Here is a 22,696-nt window from a genome sequence, read left to right as displayed (position 1 = left end):
AACTTGCTCACATTTAATCAAATGTGATTGAATATAATCATATTCAGATAATGAGTGGTGTCCTGAACCTCTCTTCACAGACAGGCACCTCAATGTTCCGTACAGGAGTGGCGATGACGCAGCGTAAATGGCAAACGCCGGTACTGGTGATTGCGGATGATTTTACCGGGGCCAATGATGCGGGCAGCGGGCTGGCCAGAGCGGGAGCGCGGGTGAATGTGCTTTTTGACAGCCAGTCACCGCGTGGTGACGAGCAGGCCGACGTCTGGGTGGTCAGCACGGACAGCCGCGCGCTCTCTGCCCAGGATGCTGCAGAGCGGGTGCATCGTGCGCTGATGCACTGGTCGCCGGTTGCCCGCGAAGGCTGGCTGTTTAAGAAGATGGATTCCACTCTGCGCGGCAATCTGGGCGCAGAAACCGAAGCGGCTCTGCTGGCCAGCGGTGCATCGCTGGCGCTGGTAGTTCCGGCGGTTCCACGGCTGGGGCGCATTACCCGCGACGGCGAGTGCTTTATTCACGGCTTGCGACTGACCGAGACCGAATTTGCCAGCGACCCGAAAACGCCGGTGACAACAGCGAACATTGCCCGGCGGTTATTGGAGCAGAGCACATTGCCTTGCGGCGGCCTGACGCTGGCGCAGGTGCGCGGGCCACAGCTGCTGGCGCTGATGCAACAGGCCGCCGACAGCACACCGTCGCTGCTGGTGGTGGATGCAGAAACCGATGATGACTTACAGCGCATTGCGCAGGCAGCGTCCCACCTGGCACAGCGTCCGCTGCTGGTCGGTGCTGCCGGGCTGAGTGATGCTCTGACGGCGTTGCTGGTGGATCGCCACCCGTCACCGCTGCTGGCAGTGGTGGGCTCGATGAGTGACATTGCCCGTCAGCAAATTGACCGGATTCAGCAGCAGCATCCCGTGACGCTGGTGGATATCGATATTGCCGAACTGTTTTCTCGCCCGCGTTGGGTATCGTTTCCCACCTGGCGCCAGACCGTGACCAAGGCATTGCGCGCCGGGCAGCACTGTGTGGTCCGCACCTGCCAGCATAACGGGCAGCGTGAAGCGATTGCTGCACTGTGTGAAGAACATCAGCTGAGCCGTGCTCAACTGGGTGAAGAAATTTGCCAGCTACTGGCACAGCTCACGGCTGAAGTGCTGGCAGAAGCCCAGCCTGGCGGGTTGTATCTTTCCGGCGGTGACGTGGCGATCGCCGTGGCGCGCGGGCTGGGTGCCAGTGGATTCCAGATTCAAGGCCAGATTGCGGGCTGTGTGCCCTGGGGCCGCTTATTAAATGTGACTGAACCCTTGCTGGTGATGACCAAAGCCGGTGGCTTCGGTGATGCAAACACCCTGGTCGACGTTATTCGTTTTATTGAGGAGAAATCGAGTGAGTAAAATTATTGCGATCACTATGGGCGACCCGGCAGGTATCGGTCCGGAAATCATTATCAAATCACTGGCCAGCGGTGAGCTGTCCGGGGTTCCGGCAGTGGTGGTGGGCTGTGCCAGTACCCTGCGGCGCGTGCTGAGCCTGAATATTACCCCACAGGCAGAACTGCGCGTGCTGGATCGCGTGGCCGATGCTCACTTCGCCCCTGGTATTATCAATGTTATCGATGAACCGCTGACCGATCCGGCTGCCCTGAAGCCCGGAGTCGTGCAGTCGGAAGCGGGTGATCTGGCGTACCGCTGCGTTAAACGTGCCACGGAACTGGCGCTGGCGGGGGAAGTACAGGCGATTGCCACCGCCCCGTTAAATAAAGAAGCGCTGCACTCTGCCGGGCATCTTTATCCCGGGCATACCGAACTGCTGGCGAAGCTGACCGACAGCAAAAATTACGCGATGGTGCTGTATACCGACAAGCTGAAGGTGATCCACGTCACCACGCATATTGCGCTACGTCAGTTCCTTGATACCCTGGGGCGCGAACGCGTTGAGACGGTGATCGGTATGGCAGATACTTTCCTCAGGCGCGTTGGTTTTGAGAACCCGCGTATTGCCGTGGCCGGGGTGAATCCGCATGCGGGTGAAAATGGCCTGTTTGGCGATGAAGAGATCACTATCGTCGGCCCATCGGTAGAGGCGATGAAAGCGCAAGGGCTGAACGTGACCGGGCCGTGCCCGCCGGATACCGTTTTCCTCCAGTGCCAGGAAGGCCAGTACGATATTGTCGTCGCGATGTATCACGATCAGGGGCACATTCCGCTTAAGCTGTTGGGCTTTTACGATGGGGTCAATATTACCGCCGGGCTGCCGTTTATTCGTACCTCGGCAGACCACGGCACGGCGTTTGATATTGCCTGGACAGGAAAAGCGAACTCTGCCAGCATGGCGATCTCTATTCAGTTAGCGATGCAGCTTGCATAAGGACATATGAAGGGACAAAGCCGCCTCGATCAGATTATGGACTATCTGAAAAGTCATAATCTGGTCACGGTCGAACAGCTGGTGGCTGCCATTGCGGCGTCACCCGCCACCATCCGACGCGACCTTATAAAACTCGATCAGGAAGGGGTGATCAGCCGTAGCCACGGTGGGGTAACCCTGAACCGCTTTATTCCCAATCAGCCCACCACGGTTGAGAAGATGCAGCGCCATCTGGCAGAGAAACGGGTTATTGCGCATACCGCGGCCAGCCTGGTGAAATCCGGTGATGCTGTGGTGCTGGATGCCGGCACCACCATGCTGGAGCTGGCACGTCAGCTGACGCATTTGCCGCTGCGGGTGATCACGGCTGATTTGCATATCGCGTTGTTTCTTTCCGAGTTTAAGCAGATTGAAGTGACGATTATCGGCGGGCGCATCGACGACTCCAGTCAGTCCTGTATTGGTGAGCACGGACGCCGTCTGCTGCGTAATATCTATCCGGATATCGCTTTTGTCAGCTGTAACTCCTGGAGCCTGGAGAAGGGCATCACGGCACCGACGGAAGAGAAAGCCGGACTGAAGCAGGACCTGCTGGCCAATGCGCGCCGCCGGGTGCTGCTGGCCGACAGCAGTAAGTACGGTTCCTGGTCGCTGTTTCAGGCGGCACCGCTTCAGCAACTGACGGATATTATTACCGACAGGCTGCTAACCGATGAATCTCAGAGTGAGTTGAGTGAGCAGGACTTTACGCTGAGGCTGGCGCTGTAACCACAAGGCTCTGAACTCACCTCCACGATTGAAAACCTTAAGCCTTCCGTCCTCAAAGTTGGGATTAATCCCAACTTTGAATATCATCACTGTGTAGTCATGCGCACCTGATAAACCTTTTTTCACTATGTTTAACTTTACCCGATGGCAATTTTTTTTGAATAGCCAGATAAAGCTGTGTAATATTTGATGGTTCTGAATTAATTATCCCTTTTAAGGGAATGAGTTGGGATAGGGATGAACCCATTTTTTTATTCTAAAAAAAGTATTTTTTCAAAAGTGAACATGACAGTTTTGGCCATGTTTTTGGTAATGGGTCTTTGGTTCTGGTACATGATATGGGCTTCCATCCTATCACATCGAACTGTTTTGATGGAGTTTGTTCCTGAATGGATGGTGTATATCACCACTGGAGCAGTTATTGGGCTTTTTTTTGCGGGGAGAACGGTTTACAGACGCCCAGTCAATAAAACACCGAAGTATGTTCTGGAGATGTTCTTTGGTGGTTTCTGTTTTGGCTTTATCTGCGTGTTGAATATTTTCGATGTCTATATTTATTGCTTCCCTGATAATTTAATCCGTTATGAGTCAGAGTATGAGGTGGTTTTTCCTGGTCCATCGAGAGGAAAATCTGGTCATTGCGAAGCAGGACTCTGGATTAAAGATCCTCACACCAACAGATGGTTACAACTTTGTACTAATAAAAAAGAGCTAAGCTATAAACGTAGGCAAGGGATGGATCGTGTATGGGTGACGGCAAAAGTGAATCATATTGGTTCTTATATCGTTGAGTATGAATTTGTTTATCATTAAAAGCTTTTTTTGATAAAAAGCGACCCGAAGGTCGCCTTTTTGCGGATATCAATACACCCAACCAGTTACTGCGTTTTTAATCCCAACGACGGAATATTGCGGCCGTAATAAATCTCACGCATCTCTTTCCACAGTAAATCCGTAATGCGTTTATGTTCCTGTGGACTCAGATCGGCGGGTTCGGTATTGAACAGATAGTGTTTCAGATCGAACTCTTTCAACAGCATTTTGGTGTGGAAGATATTTTCCTGATACACATTCACATCCATCATGTCGTACATCGATTTCATATCATCCGACATGAAATTCTGAATAGAGTTAATCTCGTGATCGATGAAGTGTTTCACCCCGTTCACATCGCGGGTAAACCCACGCACGCGATAATCGATGGTGACAATATCGGATTCCAGCTGATGAATTAAATAGTTCAACGCTTTCAGTGGTGAAATGACACCACAGGTCGAGACTTCAATATCTGCACGGAAGGTACACAGACCGCCTTCAGGATGGCTTTCCGGGTAGGTGTGTACGCAGATATGACTTTTGTCGAGGTGCGCCACAACGGAGTTGGGCAGCGGGCCAGGATGTTCGGAGGTGTCGATGTCGCGCGGATCGATCGGCTCTTCACTGACCAGAATCGTAACGCTGGCCCCCTGGGGTTCATAATCCTGACGCGCGATATTCAGCACGTTGGCACCGATAATTGAGCAGGTCTCGCTCAGGATCTCGGTCAGGCGGTTAGCATTATACTGCTCATCAATGTATGCAATATATCCGTCACGCTCCGCATCGGTGTTTGCGTAACAGATATCGTAGATACAAAAACTCAGGCTTTTCGTCAGGTTGTTGAAGCCATGTAGTTTAAGCTTTTGCAATTTAGTTCACCCCCTTGAAATACCTGGTTAGTCGGCCAGCGCATTTAACAGATATTGCGGCAGGGCAAAGCTGCCAGTGTGGATCGCCGGATTGTAGTAACGGCAGTTCAGGCCTGCTTGTGCAAAGCGTGAAGCAATCGTCGCGGCATCGAGCTGGCGCAGCGCCGGATTATCACTGGCCCAGGCGAAGGTCATAATGCCGCCGTAGTAGGTCGGGATCGCGGCCTGGTAGAAGCTGACATCAGCGAAATAGTGGCTGAGTTTGCGATGGCTGTTCACCGCTTCATCTTGCTGCAGGAAACAGACGCCGTTTTGTGCCACGAAGATGCCATTCGGGTTCAGGCAGCGGTGGCAGCCTTCATAAAAGTCTGAAGTAAACAGGCTTTCTCCCGGCCCAATCGGGTCGGTGCAGTCAGAGATAATCACATCGAATTTTTCGCTGGTCTGTGTAACGAAGTTCACGCCATCGTCAATCACCAGGGTAAAGCGCGGGTCGTCATAGGCGCCCTGGCTGTGGTTCGGCAGGTGTTCTTTGCAGAAGGTCACCACGCCAGCATCGATTTCAACCATCGTAATCTGTTCGATGTTTTTATGCCGGGAGACTTCACGCAGCATGGCTCCGTCACCGCCGCCGATGATCAGCACTCGCTTTGCGGCCCCGTGGGCCAGCAACGGAACGTGTGTCATCATCTCGTGATAGATAAACTCATCGCGTTCGGTGGTTTGTACTACGCCGTCCAGCGCCATTACCCGGCCTAATGCCGCATTCTGAAAGATAATCAGATCCTGGTGTTCGGTCTGCTCGCGATACAGTACGTTGTCGACAGAAAAATACTGCCCGAATCCGGCATGAAGCGTTTCATACCACATTTCTTTATCGGTCATGGTGGGGGTTTTCATCCTCATATACTCTCCGTCATGCACGTTGCAGCCCGGCGGCACCCGTGTGAACACTGTGTGACGGGGGAGCAAACGTGGCCTGCGCAGGTGCAGGCTGAATCAGGGCGAATATAACAGCCGCGAAAAATGGGCCAGTATCATAGCGATTAATGACCGCAGTTGCACGGTCAAATCAGCAGCAGGAGGGCGAGAGAACAATTACTTCACGTAGGCCAGCAGGCTCAGAGAGTCACGCGCCAGAGATTTACACTTAGTATCGTTCGGTACGGCAATACCACTGAGATCGCGATAGCTGTCTTCACCTAATGCTTTCATATTAAAACTGTTGTAATTGGTTAAATCCCAACGATTTTGCTGTGCGAAAAACACCAATGCACGGCGAATTTGCCCGTCGGGGAGATCCTGATAACCACAATCGTTTTTCAAATAAACAAATACGGCGGTTAAATCTGCCAAATCTTCTGCTTCCGATTCGCTGAGGGCGAAACTGGTGGAGGAGAAGCCAAACAGCCCTAACAGCAACAGAGCCTTGATGCTTTTCTTCATGGTTTATCTCATACGTGTGCAATAGCTTGACGTTAGCACAGTTCAGGCCGGGTGCCAGCCACTTTTAAGACAGAAAAGTCCTGAAGGGCTTATCCCGCAATCTTTTAACGGGCTTGACCTTCCCGCTGGGGCAGGGTTTATGCTGTCGGTCGCTATCGATATCTGACACAGACATCTTACACAAGGACTGAATAAGGAATGGATGATGCAACGTCGTGATTTTATCAAATTAAGCGCCGCTATCGGCGCAGCCAGTGCCTTGCCACTGTGGAGCCGTTCATTAATGGCGGCTGAACAGCGCCCGCTGTTGCCGATACCCACGTTACTGACGGCCGATGCGCGCAGTGAAATCACCCTGATTGCCCAGACCGGTAACAGCCTGTGGCGCGGTAAAAACGTGCCAAGCTGGGGCTATAATGGCAGCCTGCTTGGCCCGGCGATCCAACTGGATCGTGGCAAAGAGGTCAACATCACCGTGCATAATCGTCTGCCCGAAACGACGACGGTGCACTGGCACGGTCTGGAACTGCCGGGCAACGTCGACGGTGGGCCACAGGCGCGGATCGCGCCGAACAGCAGCCGCCGGGTGACATTCACGCCCGATCAACCGGCGGCGACCTGCTGGTTCCATCCGCATCAACATGGCCGTACCGGTTACCAGGTCGCGCAAGGACTGGCTGGGCTGGTGCTGATCAACGACCCGGAAAGCGGCAAGCTGCTGCTGCCCCAACAGTGGGGCGTTGATGACATTCCCGTGATTTTACAGGATAAGCGACTGAGTGCTGACGGCAGCCAGATCGATTACCAGTTGGATATTATGAGTGCGGCGGTGGGCTGGTTTGGCGACACGATGCTGACGAATGGGGCTATCTACCCGCAGACCGGCGTACCGCGAGGCTGGCTGCGCCTGCGTCTGCTAAATGGCTGTAATGCCCGTTCGCTCAATCTGACCACCAGCGATCAGCGCCCGATGTATGTGATTGCCAGTGATGGCGGCCTGCTGGCTGAGCCCGTGCAGGTCAGCGAGCTGCCGATGCTGCCGGGTGAACGTTATGAAGTGCTGGTAGATACCTCTGACGGTAAACCTTTCGATCTGCAAACGCTGCCGGTGCGTCAGATGGGCATGACACTGAAGCCCTTTGATCAGCCGTTGCCGGTGTTGTCGATCAACCCATTGCGGGTGTTGGCCAGCGGAACGCTACCGGACAAGCTGGTGGATATGCCCGCTGTTCCTGCGACTGACGGGCTTAAAACTCGCTGGATGCAATTAATGATGGATCCGGAACTCGACCGTCGCGGCATGATGGCGCTGATGGAAAAATACGGACATGCGTCAATGGCGGGTATGGCGATGGACGGGCACGACAGCGATAAACCGGCAAGCCCGGCGAAATCTGATATGGCTGGAATGGATCACGGCAACATGGCCGGAATGGATCATGCAAAACCGGTGAAAGGCTATGATTTCCATAACGGTAATCAGATCAACGGCGTGGCCTTTAATATGGATAAACCCTCGTTTGAGGTCGCGAAGGGCGTGTATGAGAAGTGGACCATTTCAGGTGAAGGCGATGAGATGCTGCATCCGTTCCATATTCACGGCACCCAGTTCCGTATCCTGTCGGAAAATGGCAAACCCCCTGCGCCACATCGCAGCGGCTGGAAAGACACCGTTCGTGTTGAGGGCTGGCGCAGCGAGGTGCTGGTGCGCTTCAACCATCAGGCCGATGCCGCCAATGCCTATATGGCGCACTGCCATCTGCTGGAGCATGAAGATACCGGCATGATGCTGGGCTTTACCGTGGCGTAATCACCACGGTGTGACAGACCCTTTTTTTAGATGTGTTTTTATCTAACTGATTTATATCAGTATAGGGATATGGCGATGAAAAAAGGGTCTGGCATGATAAAAAGTGATAAAAGGTAATTAAGTTAACAGGTTAGCGTTGTAAGCTAACGGGTTCACTGCCGTACAGGCAGCTTAGAAATACGTTCCTTTTCCACGATTATGAAACACTGCGTTCACTGCCGTACAGGCAGCTTAGAAAAGGCGGACCGGAAAAAGGGTCCGCCCCTGCATTGGGCTGGCGCAGCGCAAAACGTTATATCTCGCGCTCTACAAACGAGAGCTTCTCTGCGCTGCGGATAACACGTTTAGCCCAGCGATAACCTGACGTCTTCAATCAAATCATCTTTATTCTCAATACCAATCGACAGACGAATGGTGGATGAGGTGATACCAAAACGGTTGCGCACATCAAGCGGTACGCCGGAGTGGGTGGTGCTGGCCGGGTGGCTGGCGAGGGATTCGGTGCCGCCCAGGCTCACCGCCAGCTTAAACAGTTGCAGACTGTTGAGGAAACGGAACGCTGCTGCCTCGCCGCCGCGAATATCAAAGGAGAAGGTCGAGCCTGCGCCGCTGCACTGAGTGGTATACACCTTGCCCTCTGGGGAGGCCGGGTCCAGGAACGGCAAATAATGGACGTGCTCCACCTGCGGATGGCTGCGCAGGAACTCAGCAACCGCCGTGGCGTTATCGTTGGCGCGCTCCATACGCAGCGCCAGCGTCTCCAGCGAGCGACCAATCATCCAGCTGGAATGCGGGTCCAGTTGGGTGCCAATGGCACTGCGCAGGGCTTTCACCTGGCGGATTAACGCCTTGCTGCCCATGGCGGCTCCGGCAATCAGGTCGGAGTGGCCGCCTACGTATTTGGTCAGTGAGTAGAGAGAAATATCGGCACCGTGTTCCGTCGGGCGTGAAAACACCGGGCCGAGCAGGGTGTTATCGCAGGCGATCACCGGGCGATGCTGCTGCTGGCGCTCAATATGGTCGGCTACACGCTTAATCAGCGCAATATCCACCAGGCTGTTGGTCGGGTTTGCCGGGGATTCAATCAGGATCACCGATACCCGTCCCAGCTTCATCGCTTCTTCAGCGGCGGCTTGCACCACGGCTTCGTTCACACCATCCGCAAAGCCAAGCGTCGAAACGCCCAGATTACGGAAGGTTTTACTCAGCAGCGTCTCTGTGCCGCCATACAGCGGCTGTGAATGCAGGATGGTATCGCCCGGTTTGACGAAAGCCAGCAGCGTGGTGGAGATCGCTGACATGCCGGAAGAGAACAACGCAGCGCTGTCGGTGCGTTCATAAATTGCCAGGCGGTCTTCAACTATCTCGCTGTTCGGATGGTTAAAGCGCGAGTAGACCAGCCCGTTGCCCTCGCCGGCAGGCGGTTCACGGCGGCCGGAAACATAGTCAAAGAAGTCCCGCCCCTCTTCTGCGCTGTTAAATACGAACGTGGAGGTGAGAAACACCGGCGGTTTGACCGCGCCTTCTGACAATGACGGATCATAGCCATAGTTGAGCATCTGGGTTTCAGGATGTAGCTCGCGGTTACCGATATGTGTTTTTTTCGAATGTGAAGAAGGCATGCAAACTCCGGCTATCAGGCCTGTGACTTATTATTGTTGCGCATAAGCTAGCATGGGGCAGGAGTGAGAGATAAATGAATAATCGCTCTATGGTTAAATCAAAAAGCCATATGAAATAGGGCTATCTGAACGTATGGCAGTCTATATGTCTGTGGCGAGAAGTGAGTAAGCGACGTTGCGCAACAGTGAGGGAAAGCGCTGAAGTGTGATAAACTTCACCGCTTTCCCTGAGCAATCGACGAACCACTATCTATGAAACACACCGTTGAAGTGATGATCTCCGAAGCTGAGATCAAATCCCGCGTTGCCGAACTCGGCAAGCAAATCAGTGACCACTACCGTGACAGCGGCAGCGACATGGTGCTGGTGGGCCTGCTGCGTGGCTCCTTTATGTTTATGGCCGACCTGTGCCGCACCATTGATGTTTCTCACGAAGTCGACTTTATGACGGCGTCCAGCTACGGCAATGGCACCTCAAGCACGCGTGATGTGAAAATCCTGAAAGATCTGGATGAAGATATCCGTGGCAAAGACGTGCTGATCGTTGAAGATATTATCGATTCAGGCAATACGTTGAGCAAAGTGCGTGAGATCTTTAGCCTGCGTGGGCCGAAGTCGCTGGCGATCTGTACCCTGTTGGATAAACCGTCGCGTCGTGAAGTGGATGTGCCAGTCGAATATGTCGGCTTCGCCATCCCCGATGAGTTTGTGGTGGGCTACGGTATTGACTACGCTCAGCGCTATCGCCACCTGCCCTATGTGGGCAAAGTGGTCATGCTGGACGAATAATCCGGCAGAGCACAATCGACCAAGGCCGGATCCTCCGGCCTATAATAATATGTGCCGCTTAAGGATTAAGGTCCGGGTCATTGAGCAGGTTAGCAATGCCCTGGCGATAGCGCTGTTCCAGGGTTTCACGATTGGTTGAGCTGACGCCAAGATCGCGCAGATAACCATCCATGATGCCGTAAACCCAGCCATGAATATTGACCTTCTGCCCGCGTTTCCACGCTGACTGCATCACGGTCGAATGACCCAGGTTATACACCTGCTCAATCACGTTGATTTCACACAGTTTGTCGAAACGCTTTTCTGGCGGCAGCTCACCCAGTAACGAACTATGCTTGTACCACAAATCGCGAATATGCAGCAGCCAGTTGTTGATCAGGCCAAGCTCTGGATTTTCAACTGCCGCTTTAACGCCGCCGCAGCCGTAGTGACCACAAATAATAATGTGTTCCACTTCCAGCACTTCAACCGCGTATTGCACGACCGAAAGACAGTTTAAGTCAGTATGGATCACCAGGTTAGCGACGTTACGGTGAACGAACAGTTCACCCGGCTCCAGCCCGGTCAGGCGCTCGGCAGGTACGCGGCTGTCTGAACAGCCAATCCAGAGAAAACGGGGGTTTTGTGCCTGAGCAAGGCGCTCAAAGAAACCGGGATCTTCCTCTTTCAGCAACCTGGACCACTGGCGGTTGTTGCTGATAAGGGTATCAATGTCTTTCATAATGGTGTCGGCCAATAACTCGAAATGCGTACAGTAATATAGGGTAATGCGGCGCAATTGAAAATGACAAACAAGAAACCACAACAAAACAGGGCACTCTTTAATCTATGACTTATGCACTGGAGCTTGAAAAGCTAACCAAAACCTACGCAGGTGGGGTTCAGGCGCTCAAAGGAATCGACCTTGCGGTAGAAGCCGGTGACTTCTATGCACTGCTGGGGCCTAACGGCGCAGGGAAGTCCACCACCATTGGCATTATCAGTTCGCTGGTCAATAAAACCGCCGGTAAGGTGCGCGTGTTTGGCTACGACCTCCAGCAGGATGTGGTTAACGCTAAGCGTCAACTGGGCCTGGTGCCGCAGGAATTCAACTTTAACCAGTTTGAAACGGTGCTACAGATTGTGGTCAGCCAGGCTGGACTGTACGGCGTGGAAAAACCGGAAGCGCAGAAACGCGCTGAAAAGTATCTCAAACAGCTGGATCTGTGGGAGAAACGCAACGAACGTGCGCGGATGCTCTCCGGTGGGATGAAGCGCCGTTTAATGATTGCCCGTGCGCTGATGCATGAGCCTAAGCTGCTGATCCTCGATGAACCCACCGCGGGTGTCGACATCGAGTTGCGTCGCTCAATGTGGACTTTCCTGCAGGAGCTGAACGCCCAGGGCACCACCATTATTCTCACCACCCACTATCTGGAAGAAGCCGAGATGCTGTGCCGCAATATCGGCATTATCCAGCGCGGTGAGCTGGTGGAAAACACCTCGATGAAAGGCCTGCTCTCTAAGCTGAAATCAGAAACCTTTATCCTCGACCTCGCGCCAAAAAGCCCGCTGCCGAAGCTGGAAGGATTCCAGTATCGTCTGGCGGATACCTCAACGCTGGAAGTGGAAGTGCTGCGTGAGCAGGGGCTGAACAGTGTGTTCAGCCAGCTGAGCCATCAGGGGGTGCAGGTGCTCAGTATGCGCAACAAAGCCAACCGTCTTGAGGAGCTGTTTGTCGACCTGGTGAACGGTCGCAAAGGAGATAAAGCATGACACATTTGTACTGGGTGGCGCTGAAAAGCATCTGGGGCAAGGAAGTGAATCGTTTCGCGCGCATCTGGATTCAGACGCTGGTGCCGCCGGTGATCACTATGACGCTCTATTTCATTATTTTCGGCAACCTGATTGGTTCGCGCATCGGTGAAATGCACGGTTTCAGCTATATGCAGTTTATCGTGCCGGGTTTGATCATGATGGCGGTGATCACCAATGCCTATGCCAACGTGGCCTCATCCTTCTTCAGCGCCAAGTTCCAGCGCAACATTGAAGAACTGCTGGTGGCACCGGTGCCGACGCACGTGATCATTGCCGGATACGTGGGCGGCGGTGTGGCGCGCGGTATCTGTGTGGGTGTGCTGGTGACGGCGATTTCACTGTTCTTCGTGCCGTTCCAGGTGCATTCATGGCTGATGGTGGCGGTTACGCTGGTGCTGACGGCGGTGCTGTTCTCACTGGCGGGTCTGCTGAACGCCGTATTTGCCCGGACCTTCGATGATATCAGTCTGATCCCGACCTTTGTGCTGACGCCGCTGACCTATTTGGGGGGCGTGTTCTACTCGCTGACGCTGTTGCCACCGGTCTGGCAGATGGTGTCTAAGCTGAACCCGATTGTCTATATGATCAGTGGCTTCCGCTATGGTTTCCTGGGGATTAACGATGTGCCTCTGGTGTTTACGCTGGGCGTGCTGGTGGCGTTTATCGTGGTGTTCTATGCGCTGGTGTGGGTGTTAATTCAGCGGGGACGCGGGTTACGTACTTAATGTGAGATAGCGGGTTGACCGAAAAAGAGGGTCAACCCCTACAGGTCACAAAGGGGCCGATCATTTTTCCGATCGGCCCGTTAAATATCACTTACGCGACCTGAACCGGCACGGCTTTCGCCAGGCGCTTCATCTGGTTGTCGCCTTCAAAATAGGCCACTTTAGGCTGCCATTCACGCGCTTCGGCATCGGACATCTGCACGTAAGAACAGATAATCAGCAGGTCCCCTTCGCAGGCACAGCGCGCTGCCGCACCGTTCACCGAAATGATTTTTGAACCCCGTTCGGCAGCAATCGCATAGGTGGAAAAACGCTGGCCGTTGTTCACGTTATAGATATCAATCGCTTCGTATTGCAGAATGCCGGAAGCGTCGAGGAAGTCCTGGTCGATGGCGCAGGAACCTTCGTAATTCAGGTCCGCCTGAGTCACTTTGACCCGGTGAAGTTTGCCCTGCAACATAGTACGGTTCATAAAAAGTCACTCTGCAATCAATTCAAAAAAACGGTCGTCAGTATTGCCTGAGAGGGCGCGGCTGTCTACTGCGTCAGATCAACCTGTTGGTTATCAATCAAACGCGCTTTACCCAACCACGCCGCCATCAGGATGACTGCGCGCTGGCTGTCGACATTCAGCGGTCGCAGCGTATCGGCATCGACAATCGCCAGGCCGTCAGGCTGTAACCCCTGATCGCTGAGGGCGTTTTCGGCTTCTGCAATCAGTGTGTCCACATGGCGTTCACCCTGGCTCAGTTTTTCCGCAATACCGTTCATGACCTTGCTCACCACGGGCGCAATTTTGCGCTCATCGGCGGTGAGATAGCCGTTACGCGAACTGAGCGCCAGGCCATCTTTGGCGCGCACGGTTGGCACACCAACGATGTCAATATCGTAGCCCATATCCGCCACCATTTTGCGGATCAGCGCCAGTTGCTGATAATCTTTTTCGCCAAAGCACGCGAGGTCGGGCTGCACCAGATTAAACAGCTTGCTGACGATGGTGGAGACGCCACGGAAGTGACCGGGACGGCTGGCACCTTCCAGCAGCGTGGAGAGGCCGGGAACCTCAACGAAGGTCTGTTCACCCAGGCCTTGCGGGTAAACGTCGCCAGGGGCAGGAGAGAACACCAGGTCAACGCCACGGCGATTTAGCTTTTCGCAATCTTCCTGCAACGTACGCGGGTAGCGTGCCAGGTCATCAGCGCGTTCGAACTGCATCGGGTTAACGAAAATCGACACCACGACGATATCGGCATTCGCGCGTGCTTCGTCGACCAGCGTCATGTGCCCGTCATGCAGGTTACCCATCGTGGGAACCAGCGCGATGCGCTTGCCATCCTGGCGCCAGCGCCGCACTTCACGGCGCAGCATTGGCAGGGTTTCAATAATCAGCACGGCTTACTCCTCGGTTACTGGAAACTGTGTTGGGCAGCCGGATAGCTTCCGGCTTCCACTTCGGCCACATACTGACGCACTGCGGCGCGGATCTCTCCAGCCTCAGCGAGGAAGTTCTTGGCGAATTTGGGGATATGGCCGCCGGTGATGCCAAAGGCGTCGTGCATCACCAGGATCTGACCATCGGTAACGTTACCCGCACCAATGCCGATGGTTGGAATGGTCAGTGCTTCGGTAATACGCTGCGCCAGTGCAACCGGCACGCACTCCAGTACGACCAGCTGCATACCTGCGGCTTCCAGCGCCAGCGCATCATCCAGCAGGCGTTCAGCATCGCTGCTGGAGCGCCCCTGGACTTTGTAGCCGCCGAAAATATTGACCGACTGGGGCGTCAGACCCAGATGCCCGCAAACGGGCACTGCGCGTTCAGTCAGCTGTTTTACCGTTTCTGCCAGCCATTTCCCGCCTTCCAGTTTGACCATATTGGCCCCGGCACGCATCAACTGCGCGGCGTTATCAAAAGTCTGTTGCGGTGTGGCGTAACTCATAAACGGCAGATCGGCGAGCAGCAGGGCATTGGCGCTGCCACGGCGCACTGCCTGAGTGTGATAGGCAATATCTGCAACCGTCACGGGCAGTGTGGAGTCATGGCCTTGTACGACCATGCCGAGCGAATCCCCGACCAGCATCACTTCAATGCCTTCATCGGCAAAGAGTTTGGCGAAACTGAAATCGTACGCGGTAATTGAGGCGAATTTACGCCCCTGTTGTTTCCACTGATGCAGGGTCGAGACAGTTGTCGGTTTCATCATTCCACCTAATAAAATCCAGTTGGGCAGTATCTTAAAGGAAGGGAAGAGGGATGTCAGCACTGTCGCGGGTGAGGCAGGTCAGCATGGTCGCGGGTGAGGCAGGTCAGCATGGTCGCGGGCGAGGCATGTCAGCACTGTCGCGGACGAGGCGTGCCTCGCCCCTACGGGTAAGGGAACAGACGTGTGATTTTCCCGTAGAGGTGGGAACAGACGTGTGATTTTCCCGTAGAAGTGGGAACAGACGTGCGATTTTCCCGTGGGGTGGGAACAGACGTGCGATTTTCCCGTGGAGTGGGAACAGACGTGCGATTTTTCCGTTGGGGTGGGAACAGACGTGCGATTTTTCCGTAGGGGTCGGGCATGCCCGACCCTTATGCTTTACCAGCGCCGGATACTGCTGCTGTCGAGGGTGGCCAGAATATCCGCCAGCCGCGTGCCATCTGGCAGGCAAAGCTCTGGCGCTATCTCCAGTAACGGCAGCAGCATAAAGGCGCGGTTGTGCATATCATAATGCGGCACTGTCAGGCGCGGCGTGTTCAGCGTCTGCTCACCAAACAGCATGATATCCAGGTCGAGGGTGCGTGGCCCCCAGCGGTGTGCTTTACGTACGCGGCCCTGCTCCAGCTCAATACGCTGGGTATGCTTCAGCAGGGATTCAGCGTCAAGTCGGGTATCCAGCGCCACGGCGGCGTTGAGGAAATCAGGCTGATCCGGCGGACCGTAAGGTGGGGTGCGGTAGAGGGACGAGGTGGCAACCAGCGTAGTATCGGGAATGGCCGCCAGCGCATTCAGTGCAGACTGCACCTGATGCAACGGGTCGGCCAGATTACTGCCCAGCGCCAGATAAACGCGGATCATGCGTCGTTATTATGATCGCGACGTGGGCTGCCCGGTACGCGTTTACGCGGACGGCGCGTACGACGGCGTGGCACCGGATCGTCGCCCAGGGTATTGAGCATGGTTTTCTGCTGCGGTGGCGCAGAAACCTGGAACTCGCTCCACCATGTGGTCAGTCGTTGCAGCTCGTGGTTATGTTCCACTTCAGCACGCAGTGCCAGCAGGTCGTAGGCGGCACGGAACTTAGGATGCTCCATCAGCTTCCACGCACGTTTGCCGTGACGGCGTGACAGGCGGAGTTGCAGCGTCCAGATGTCACGCACCAGCGTGGTAATACGTTTCGGGATCGCCAGCGAACGACAGGCTTCATCCAGCACATCATTCATCGACAGGGCGAAGGCATCGTAATAAGCGAGGCCGCTTTCCTGAGCAATTTTCTGTGCCGCTTCCAGCTGTGGGTACCAGAAGATGGCGGCAAAGAGGAACGCCGGGTTAACACGCATCTGGTTGTGGATGCGGCTGTCGGTGTTTTTGAGCACCTGAAGGATCATCCGCTCCATATTACTGTCACCCTGTTCGGTGAAGTAGCGAGTGATGATTGGGAACAACGGCTGGAACAACTGGTGTTCACGCAGTTTCAGGTAGGTATTGTGGCCGTAGCCCGCCTGCAACAGTTTAAGGGTTTCCTCAAACAGACGCGCCGGGGGAATATCATTCAGCAGCGTTGCCAGACGCGGGATAGGTTCACCTGTCTCGGCCGCGATGCTCATATCCAGTTTGGCGGCAAAACGCACTACGCGCAGCATACGCACCGGGTCTTCACGGTAGCGGGTTTCCGGGTCGCCGATCATGCGGATAATGCCTTGCTGCAGATCGCTGAGCCCACCAACGTAATCACGTACGGAGAAGTCAGCCACGCTGTAATACAGGCTGTTAATGGTCAGATCGCGGCGCTGGGCGTCATCTTCAATTGAACCAAAAATATTGTCGCGCAGCAGCATGCCGTTCTGGCCGCGCTGCGAGCTGTTGCGGTCATCGGCGACCTGTTGTTCGGCTTCGTGATGCCCACGGAAGGTGGCAACCTCGATAATTTCGGGGCCAAACATCACGTGTGCCAGACGAAAGCGACGGCCAACCAGGCGGCAGTTGCGGAACAGCTTGCGCATCTGGTCCGGCGTGGCATTGGTGGTCACATCGAAGTCTTTCGGTTTTTTACCCAGCAACAAATCGCGCACGCCGCCGCCTACCAGGTAGGCTTCATATCCGGCTTTATTCAGGCGATACAGAACCTTGAGGGCATTTTCACTGATGTCCTTGCGCGAGATGTTATGGGCGTCACGCGGAACGATGGCCATCTGGCGCACTTCCTCGACCACGGCTGGCGCCACCTCATCACGACTGAGGACTTTCCGGCAAAAATTAGCAACTCGGGTAAAAATGGGACACCTCGATAGTGACATTGAAATCTGGTCAGTAAAAACAGCGGCTAATCATAGCTCAGAGTGAGCCGTTTGAGAATGCCGAAGTCGCGGTATGCGCCAGCCTGGCATCGTTAATGGGGATTTTTTCGCAATCCCAGCCATCAACGGCCTGCTGTAATAGTGTTGTTAGCGTTAAATCGCGCCAGCCAGCGGTAACGGTCTGGCCGAGAAAACGCAATGCGTCAACTAGTGCCGGACGCGAATCGCCTGCGGGCAATGCCGGGGCATGATTTTGCTTGGACAGTTTATTGCTGTCTTGATTAAGCACCAGCGGCAGATGTAAATGTGCGGGCGCAGTCCAGCCAGACTGTTGATACAACGTTATCTGGCGCACCGTGGGTTCAATCAGGTCTGCCCCGCGCACCACTTCAGTGATGCCCTGAAAATGGTCGTCGACCACCACCGCCAGATTGTAGGCAAAGAGCCCATCACGGCGATGAATAATAAAGTCTTCACGTGCCAGTGCAGGATCGGCCTCAACCCGCCCGCGCAGCCGATCGTTAAACGCCAGCACCGGATGGTCGACTTTTAAACGCAGCGCAGCCTGATGCGGGCCATGACCTAGCGTGCGGCAGTGGCCGTCATACAGTCCGCCTGTTTGCTGGATCCGGCTACGGGTACACGTGCAGTAATAGCAATGACCCTGCCGTTGCAGATCGTGGAGTGCTGCACGGTAAGCGTCATGGCGTTGCGACTGCCACAGCACATCGCCATCCCATTCCAGCCCGTGATCTTCCAACTGCTTCAGGATACGCGTTGCGGCGCCGGGAATTTCGCGGGGAGGGTCGATATCTTCAATACGGACACGCCAGAGGCCACGTTGCGCACGTGCCTGTAGGTAACTGCCTAAAGCAGCAATCAGTGAGCCGAAATGCAGGTCGCCAGACGGGGAGGGGGCGAAGCGCCCAATATAAGATGATGACATCATGAATAAGAGAGGCAGTGAAGCGGCAGCGGAAACCGCTCCCTGCTTCACTGCACAATCAATGCGCCGTTAACCGGCCATTTGTTTTTCGCGGATTTCCGCCAGCGTTTTGCAGTCAATGCAAAGATCAGCCGTTGGACGTGCTTCAAGGCGACGAATACCGATTTCAACACCACAGGAATCACAGTAGCCAAAATCGTCATCCAGCACTTTCTTCAGCGTCTTCTCGATCTTTTTGATCAGCTTGCGCTCACGGTCACGGTTACGCAGTTCAAGACTAAACTCTTCTTCCTGAGTTGCGCGGTCAGCGGGGTCCGGGAAGTTAGCGGCTTCATCTTGCATATGCGAAACAGTGCGGTCCACTTCATCCCGAAGCTGGTTACGCCAGGCTTCAAGAATTTTCTTGAAGTGCTCCAGCTGGGCTTTGTTCATATACTCTTCGCCCGGCTTCTCCTGGTATGGTTCCACACCAGCAATGGCGAGAATACTCAGGGACGATGTTTTACGGTTTTGCCCTTCTTGCATGTTGTTTCTCCTGGATAACACGCACTACACCCTTTGTCTTTAAGCTGCAGGTGCGTTAGCAGCCACCCTGCAACCCGAATCTTCGGGTATCGATCCCACTAAGGGGAAAAAACAGGCCGCTATAAATAACAGAAGCGGTCAAGGTTAGCAATTATTCCTGAACATCTATTGACAAGCATGTGAGGAAAAGCGTATTTAGCGCGGCTCATCTTCCTCTCTCAATCCACAGCGATGTTGGCTTCTTCTTTTTCCCCCTGCACTTAACATGATGTAAGCATTGGGAGATTCTTTCGGTTGCCCTTTTTCTGCCGTTTGAAATCGGTTGGAAATGCAGATTTGCCGTATCAAAACAAATTGCGCTAAATTTTACAACTCTACCGTCAGGGGGCTGTGCAGGTTGATCCCTTCGGGTGATAACTGCGCCTTATAACAGAGCAGTTCAACGCCACTCTGTTGTGCCTGTGCCAATAGTTCCGCGTAGCGTACATCGATATGACGCGCCGGGGAAACGTCCTCAATCCCCGAATGCAGAACGGCGAAGAACAGTACCGCACGATGGCCCGATTGCGCGATCTGCATGAGTTCGCGCAAATGCTTCTGGCCACGCTCGGTCACCGCATCCGGAAAATACCCTTTACCCTGCTGTAATAGCGTCACGGATTTGACTTCAATATAGCAGTTACTGCGATTATCCGCCTGTAACAGGAAGTCAATCCGGCTGTTTTCGCTGCCGTATTTCACTTCAGGTACGATTTTATCGTAACCGGATAACTCTGGAATCCGATCGGCGGCGAGTGCTTCACGTACCAGTCCATTAGCGCGCAGGGTATTAACACAAATCCAGTGCCCCTGCTGCGTGTGCGTCAGCTCCCAGCTGTGCGGATATTTCCGCGTCAGGCTGGCCGATGTCGAGTACCAGACCGTATCGCCCGGCGTGGCACATCCGGTCATCGCACCGGTATTGGCACAATGGATGGTCAGGGCCTCTCCTTCGGGCGTCACAATATCGGCCAGAAAGCGTTTATAACGTTTAACCAGTCGTGCTGACAGCAGTCCGGGCGTAAATTCCATAGGAATTCCTTATCGTAAATTGCCCGGCAGCAGCACGTCAGGCTGCGTAGCGTTGCGCAGAAATGTGACAGGCAGATGAATAGGGTGGATAGTTGCAAACACGCATTGCGTCCTGCGGTCAATCCCTCGCGGGCAATGCTACAATGCCCGCAAAAATTAGACCATGTTGTTCTGGAGCAAAACGTGAGTTCATTACCCGTCAGTGTCGTATTACCTGAGCTGTTGGCCGCCTTGCAGACATCACAGCAGGTATTGCTGGCTGCGCCCACCGGGGCCGGGAAATCCACCTGGCTGCCGCTGCAGATCCTGCAACAGGCCGGTTTTGACGGGCGTATTCTGCTGCTTGAACCCCGCAGGCTGGCGGCGCGAAATGTGGCGCAACGGCTGGCCGAACTGCTGGGGGAAGAGCCGGGTGCCACCGTGGGTTACCGCATGCGGGGTGAAAGCCGCAGCGGAAAACATACCCGCCTGGAAGTCGTGACGGAGGGGATACTGACGCGCATGCTGCAACAGGACCCGATGCTGGACGGTGTGTCGCTGGTGATCCTCGATGAGTTCCACGAACGCAGCCTGCAAGGCGATCTGGCGCTGGCGCTGCTGCTGGATGTGCAGGGCGGATTACGTGATGACCTTAAAGTGCTGATCATGTCTGCGACGCTGGACAATTCACGGCTGCGCGAAAGGTTACCCGAGGCACCGTTGATCAGCTCAGAAGGGCGATCGTTTCCGGTGGCGCGCCGTTATCAGCCTTTGGCGGCCAACCTGCGTTTTGAAGAGGCGGTGGCGCGGCAGGCCAGCCAGTTATTGAATGAAGAGTCGGGTTCGATGCTGCTTTTTTTGCCCGGCGTGGCCGAAATTCAGCGCGTGCAAACGCAGCTGGCCGAACGAGTCGCCAGCGACGTTGACCTCTGCCCGCTTTACGGCGCGCTGTCGCTGGCGGAACAGCGCCGGGCGATCCTGCCTTCCCCTGGCGGGCGGCGTAAAGTGGTGCTGGCGACCAATATTGCGGAAACCAGCCTGACGATTGAAGGCATTCGCCTGGTGGTGGACAGCGCTCAGGAACGTAGCGCGCAGTTTGATCTGCGCAGCGGCGTGACCGGCCTGCAAACGCAGCGCGTCAGCCAGGCATCAATGACCCAGCGCGCCGGACGTGCCGGGCGTCTGGAGCCCGGCATCTGTCTGCATCTGATTGCCCGTGAACAGGCGGAGCGTGCCGCTGCCCATAGCGAACCGGAAATCCTCAACAGCGATCTGGCTGCGCTGTGGCTCGATCTGTTGCAGTGGGGATGCCAGGAGGTCAGCCAGCTGAAGTGGCTGGATGTGCCTCCGGCGGCAGGGATTGCGGCCGCCCGTCAGTTACTGCGCCAGTTGGGCGCAACCGATGATGAAGGCCGCCTGACGTCGCGCGGGCGAAAAATGGCGACGCTGGGCAGTGAGCCGCGCTTTGCCGCGCTGCTGATGGCGGCCGGGCAGGAGGCGAATGCGGTTACCACCGCTGCGGAGCTGGTGGCGATGCTGGAGGAGCCGGTGCGCGGCAGCACGGATCTGCGTGACAGTTTTCATCGCCGCCTGCCACAGTGGCAGCGCCGCGCACGTCAGCTTCAGCAACGGTTAAACATCACCGGAGGACGGGCTGACGACGATCTTATTGCGCCGTTGCTGGCGGCGGCGTTTCCAGACCGGATTGCACGGCGGCGGGGTGTGGACGGGCGCTATCAGTTAGCGAACGGCAGCGGTGCTTCGCTCGATCGTGAAGACGGTTTAACTCGCCATGAATGGCTGATCGCCCCCGCCCTGTTGCAGGGAAACAGCCAGCCGGATGCACGTATGTTACAGGCGTTACCGCTGGATATTGAGCGTCTGGTCAGCCAGTGTCCTGAGCTGGTGCAGCAGCAGACTGACGTTGAATGGGATGAAGAAAAAGGCACCCTACGTGCCTGGCGGCGCGAACAGATCGGCCAGCTGGTATTGAAATCCCAGCCGCTGGCAAAACCCGAAGAGGGTGAGCTGCATACCGCGATGCTGCGCTGGGTGCGGGCGAAAGGGCTGTCGGTGCTTAACTGGACCCCGCAGGCAGAACAGCTGCGGTTACGTCTGGTGTGTGCCGCGCAATGGCTGCCCGAAGGGGGCTGGCCCGATGCAGAGGAGCCTGCGTTGCTGGCATCGCTGGAAAAATGGCTGCTGCCGGCGATGAGCGGTGTGCGTGATGGTAAAGGATTGCGACAGCTCGACGTGACCAGCGCGCTAGCGCAGCTGCTGAGCTGGGCGCAGCGCCAGCAGTTGGACGCGGTACTGCCGACTCATTATGTCGTGCCCACCGGCAGCCGCTTACCTGTTCACTATCATCAGGATAAGCCCCCGGCGCTGGCGGTGCGTTTGCAGGAGATGTACGGCGAGGCGAAGAACCCAAGCGTGGCGAACGGACGCGTGCCGCTGGTACTGGAGCTGTTATCCCCGGCGCATCGGCCGTTGCAGATCACGCGTGACCTGGCGGCATTCTGGTCGGGTGCCTATCGGGAAGTGCAAAAAGAGATGAAAGGGCGCTATCCAAAGCATTTGTGGCCTGATGATCCCGCCAATACCCTCCCCACCAGCCGGGTGAAACGGTTTTCCCCGTCTGCAACCAAGAAGTAACTTT

22 protein-coding genes are annotated in these 22,696 nt (G+C 55.2%); 9 read left to right on the top strand and 13 right to left on the bottom strand.

Annotated elements, in window-relative coordinates:
* The first annotated feature begins 113 nt into the window (after positions 1 to 113).
* From HHI26_RS12985 to HHI26_RS12970, 4 genes are all read left to right on the top strand, one after another.
* Positions 114 to 1,397, top strand: coding sequence for a four-carbon acid sugar kinase family protein (locus HHI26_RS12985; protein ID WP_171149222.1), 1,284 nt, complete (start codon positions 114 to 116; stop codon positions 1,395 to 1,397).
* A complete protein-coding gene (locus HHI26_RS12980) occupies positions 1,390 to 2,370 on the top strand; it encodes a D-threonate 4-phosphate dehydrogenase (protein WP_159336909.1) in 981 nt (326 codons plus the stop codon). The genes HHI26_RS12985 and HHI26_RS12980 overlap by 8 nt, the downstream gene beginning before the upstream one ends.
* Positions 2,371 to 2,376: 6 nt before the next feature.
* Positions 2,377 to 3,138 carry a DeoR/GlpR family DNA-binding transcription regulator gene (locus HHI26_RS12975; protein ID WP_133842236.1) on the top strand — a complete coding sequence of 254 codons (762 nt, stop codon included), beginning with the start codon at positions 2,377 to 2,379 and terminating at the stop codon, positions 3,136 to 3,138.
* Positions 3,139 to 3,375: 237 nt separating this feature from the next.
* Positions 3,376 to 3,951: a hypothetical protein gene (locus tag HHI26_RS12970; RefSeq protein ID WP_238337036.1), complete on the top strand. Its 576-nt coding sequence runs from the start codon at positions 3,376 to 3,378 to the stop codon at positions 3,949 to 3,951.
* Between the two features lie 65 nt (positions 3,952 to 4,016).
* Here the strand turns inward: HHI26_RS12970 and speD are convergent, their stop codons facing one another.
* The 3 genes from speD to HHI26_RS12955 form a co-directional block, all read right to left on the bottom strand.
* The gene (gene speD, locus HHI26_RS12965) at positions 4,017 to 4,826 is read right to left on the bottom strand and encodes an adenosylmethionine decarboxylase (protein WP_133842235.1); all 810 of its coding nucleotides are present in this window, start codon (positions 4,824 to 4,826) and stop codon (positions 4,017 to 4,019) included.
* Between the two features lie 27 nt (positions 4,827 to 4,853).
* A complete protein-coding gene (gene speE / locus HHI26_RS12960) occupies positions 4,854 to 5,711 on the bottom strand; it encodes a polyamine aminopropyltransferase (RefSeq protein WP_171149328.1) in 858 nt (285 codons plus the stop codon).
* Positions 5,712 to 5,924: 213 nt separating this feature from the next.
* Positions 5,925 to 6,272, bottom strand: a complete 348-nt coding sequence (locus HHI26_RS12955; protein WP_048914955.1) for a YacC family pilotin-like protein — start codon at positions 6,270 to 6,272, stop codon at positions 5,925 to 5,927.
* Between the two features lie 205 nt (positions 6,273 to 6,477).
* On the opposite strand from HHI26_RS12955, the gene cueO reads away from it, so the two are divergent.
* Positions 6,478 to 8,082 (top strand): multicopper oxidase CueO, encoded by a 1,605-nt coding sequence (cueO, locus tag HHI26_RS12950; RefSeq protein WP_171149327.1) that lies wholly within the window; start codon positions 6,478 to 6,480, stop codon positions 8,080 to 8,082.
* 344 nt (positions 8,083 to 8,426) lie between these two features.
* Here the strand turns inward: cueO and HHI26_RS12945 are convergent, their stop codons facing one another.
* Positions 8,427 to 9,704, bottom strand: coding sequence for a cystathionine gamma-synthase family protein (locus HHI26_RS12945; protein WP_133842234.1), 1,278 nt, complete (start codon positions 9,702 to 9,704; stop codon positions 8,427 to 8,429).
* 252 nt (positions 9,705 to 9,956) lie between these two features.
* Here HHI26_RS12945 and hpt point away from each other — a divergent pair, with 252 nt between their 5' ends.
* Positions 9,957 to 10,493, top strand: coding sequence for a hypoxanthine phosphoribosyltransferase (gene hpt / locus HHI26_RS12940; RefSeq protein ID WP_133842233.1), 537 nt, complete (start codon positions 9,957 to 9,959; stop codon positions 10,491 to 10,493).
* Positions 10,494 to 10,551: 58 nt separating this feature from the next.
* Here the strand turns inward: hpt and can are convergent, their stop codons facing one another.
* Positions 10,552 to 11,214: a carbonate dehydratase gene (gene can, locus HHI26_RS12935; RefSeq protein WP_133842232.1), complete on the bottom strand. Its 663-nt coding sequence runs from the start codon at positions 11,212 to 11,214 to the stop codon at positions 10,552 to 10,554.
* A gap of 107 nt (positions 11,215 to 11,321) precedes the next feature.
* On the opposite strand from can, the gene HHI26_RS12930 reads away from it, so the two are divergent.
* Together HHI26_RS12930 and HHI26_RS12925 are read left to right on the top strand one after the other, a co-directional pair.
* Positions 11,322 to 12,248, top strand: a complete 927-nt coding sequence (locus tag HHI26_RS12930; protein ID WP_133842231.1) for an ABC transporter ATP-binding protein — start codon at positions 11,322 to 11,324, stop codon at positions 12,246 to 12,248.
* Positions 12,245 to 13,015 (top strand): ABC transporter permease, encoded by a 771-nt coding sequence (locus HHI26_RS12925; RefSeq protein WP_159336910.1) that lies wholly within the window; start codon positions 12,245 to 12,247, stop codon positions 13,013 to 13,015. Before HHI26_RS12930 ends, HHI26_RS12925 begins: the two co-directional genes overlap by 4 nt.
* A 91-nt stretch (positions 13,016 to 13,106) precedes the next feature.
* Here HHI26_RS12925 and panD read toward each other — a convergent pair whose 3' ends face one another.
* The 8 genes from panD to sfsA all read right to left on the bottom strand — a co-directional run bounded on the left by panD (position 13,107) and on the right by sfsA (position 20,058).
* Positions 13,107 to 13,487, bottom strand: coding sequence for an aspartate 1-decarboxylase (panD, locus tag HHI26_RS12920; protein ID WP_171149221.1), 381 nt, complete (start codon positions 13,485 to 13,487; stop codon positions 13,107 to 13,109).
* A 65-nt stretch (positions 13,488 to 13,552) separates the two neighbouring features.
* Positions 13,553 to 14,407 carry a pantoate--beta-alanine ligase gene (panC, locus tag HHI26_RS12915; RefSeq protein WP_171149220.1) on the bottom strand — a complete coding sequence of 285 codons (855 nt, stop codon included), beginning with the start codon at positions 14,405 to 14,407 and terminating at the stop codon, positions 13,553 to 13,555.
* Between the two features lie 14 nt (positions 14,408 to 14,421).
* On the bottom strand, positions 14,422 to 15,216 hold the full coding sequence (gene panB / locus HHI26_RS12910) for a 3-methyl-2-oxobutanoate hydroxymethyltransferase (protein WP_171149219.1): 795 nt from the start codon (positions 15,214 to 15,216) through the stop codon (positions 14,422 to 14,424).
* Positions 15,217 to 15,597: 381 nt separating this feature from the next.
* A complete protein-coding gene (gene folK, locus HHI26_RS12905; protein ID WP_171149218.1) occupies positions 15,598 to 16,077 on the bottom strand; it encodes a 2-amino-4-hydroxy-6-hydroxymethyldihydropteridine diphosphokinase in 480 nt (159 codons plus the stop codon).
* Positions 16,074 to 17,495: a polynucleotide adenylyltransferase PcnB gene (gene pcnB, locus HHI26_RS12900; protein ID WP_207105627.1), complete on the bottom strand. Its 1,422-nt coding sequence runs from the start codon at positions 17,493 to 17,495 to the stop codon at positions 16,074 to 16,076. Before pcnB ends, folK begins: the two co-directional genes overlap by 4 nt.
* Before the next feature lie 58 nt (positions 17,496 to 17,553).
* Positions 17,554 to 18,462 carry a tRNA glutamyl-Q(34) synthetase GluQRS gene (gene gluQRS / locus HHI26_RS12895; RefSeq protein WP_171149326.1) on the bottom strand — a complete coding sequence of 303 codons (909 nt, stop codon included), beginning with the start codon at positions 18,460 to 18,462 and terminating at the stop codon, positions 17,554 to 17,556.
* Between the two features lie 69 nt (positions 18,463 to 18,531).
* Positions 18,532 to 18,987, bottom strand: coding sequence for an RNA polymerase-binding protein DksA (gene dksA, locus HHI26_RS12890; protein WP_133842225.1), 456 nt, complete (start codon positions 18,985 to 18,987; stop codon positions 18,532 to 18,534).
* Positions 18,988 to 19,353: 366 nt separating this feature from the next.
* Entirely contained in the window at positions 19,354 to 20,058 is a 705-nt protein-coding gene (gene sfsA / locus HHI26_RS12885) for a DNA/RNA nuclease SfsA (protein ID WP_133842224.1), read from the bottom strand.
* A 183-nt stretch (positions 20,059 to 20,241) separates the two neighbouring features.
* Between sfsA and hrpB the strand changes: the two genes are divergently transcribed.
* On the top strand, positions 20,242 to 22,692 hold the full coding sequence (gene hrpB, locus HHI26_RS12880; protein ID WP_171149217.1) for an ATP-dependent helicase HrpB: 2,451 nt from the start codon (positions 20,242 to 20,244) through the stop codon (positions 22,690 to 22,692).
* Positions 22,693 to 22,696 lie beyond the last annotated feature (4 nt).

This window comes from Erwinia sp. JH02, from assembly GCF_013074405.1.
GTDB lineage: Bacteria > Pseudomonadota > Gammaproteobacteria > Enterobacterales > Enterobacteriaceae > Erwinia > Erwinia rhapontici.
The sequence above is the reverse complement of the archived record's forward strand: the minus strand, read 5'-3'. Positions and strand labels throughout refer to the sequence as shown.